Source organism: Clostridium frigoris (genome assembly GCF_018861865.1).
GTDB classification, from domain to species: Bacteria; Bacillota; Clostridia; order Clostridiales; family Clostridiaceae; genus Clostridium_AD; species Clostridium_AD frigoris.
On record NZ_JAHLDV010000132.1, the window covers coordinates 1 to 1,616 of the forward strand.

Below are 1,616 nucleotides of genomic sequence, written 5' to 3' on the forward strand. Positions count from 1 at the left end.
TAATGTGTACCCTTTGTCAAGGACAATCTAAAAAAAAGTCTACGCTGATTTAAGAAGATGATTTCTGTATTGAACAGGAGTCATCTTTTTTAAACCCCATTGATATCTAAATTTATTATAGTAGATCATATATTGCTTAATTTCTTCTTTTAATTGCTCTAATGTTTCACATGATTTTATGTATGCCTCATCTTTGAAATGCCCAAAGAATGATTCTTGCGGAGCATTATCCCAGCAGTTTCCACGTCTTGACATTGATTGTCCTAATCCAGATTTTTTTACTAACTTTTGAAATGTTGGATTTGTATAATGAAATCCTTGATCTGAATGTATAAATGCATCTTTAGGTAATTTAATTTTCCTATTCTTTTTTAGATTAAGTATAGTGTCTGTTACTATGTCTAGCCTCAAATTATCAGTCACATTGTATGCCAGTATCTCATTTGTAGAGCCATCCTTAATCGTCGATAAATATGCCTTCTTACTCTTTCCGTAAAATAAATAGGTTATATCTGTAAGCAATACTTTTCCTGGTATATTTTGTTTGAAATTTCTATTTAATAGATTTTTTAAAACAGTATGCTCTTTTGTTGCTTTCATCATTCGTTTATATGGATTCGCTTTTCTAATGGGGCAAATGATAGCATATTTTTTCATTATTCTTCTAATACGTTTTAGATTGTATACGATTCCAAACGTGCCTTCTAATGTCATCTTTATTTGTCTGGCCCCTTTTTTGCGACCTTTATAGTTATATGCCTTTAGAATAATATTGCCTACTACTTCATCGTAATTGTCGCGTTGCTGCCTACGGCTGTAGGATTTAGCGGAGAAATAGTTGTAATATCCAGAACGGGATACCCCCGTAATTTTGCATAAATGACTAAGCATATTTTTAAGCTTATATTTTTCAATTTCTGAATTTATAAGAATGAATTTTTCCTGTGCTACTAATATTATTTCTTGCTTATCAGCCTTCTTTCTAGGATGTCGATTTTTTTTAATAATTCATTCTCAGCTTTCAATAAGTTTATTTGAGCTTCAAGGCGCTCGCATCTTTCCTGTGTAGAAAGCGCTCTAACTCTTGGTCTTCCAGTGTTCACATTTCTTGTATCATTTAGTCCACATATACCTTCATTTCTATATGCAGCTCTCCACCGAGATCCTGATGATTTAGCGCGCTTAATTCCAACAATATCTATATCAAACCCATTTTCCTCGAATATTTCTCTTGGGAATTTTCCTTTTTCGTTCTCTATTATAAAAATTCGTTTAAATTCATCAGTATATGTAATTCCTTTTATACTTACTGCTTTTACATTTTTGTTATTAGCCAGCATTGATACTTCTTTTTCTGTAAATGTTTTGTTGCTCATTTTAATTCTCACCATCCCCACATATCTACTTAAAAGAGCCTTACAGCCTTTACAGTTGTTTGCTTTTGTATTAAATATATATTTGCTACGGTACACCACTTATACTGAAACCATGAACTAATTAACTTAGAATCCTATCAAATTTAAATTGCTAAACTACCATGCTTTTCTTTATTATACATAAAAATACCCTATCGGGTAGACTTTTTTTAAATTGTCTACCCGATAGGGTACATTATA

At 31.6% G+C, this 1,616-nt stretch carries 1 protein-coding gene; it reads right to left on the reverse strand.

What is annotated here, in order from left to right; genetic code table 11:
• Positions 1-39 precede the first annotated feature (39 nt).
• A protein-coding gene (locus KPL37_RS19385; protein WP_216151708.1) for an IS3 family transposase occupies positions 40-1,376 on the reverse strand; the annotation gives its coding sequence in 2 pieces (ribosomal slippage) (positions 40-995 and positions 995-1,376; 1,338 coding nt in all).
• Positions 1,377-1,616 lie beyond the last annotated feature (240 nt).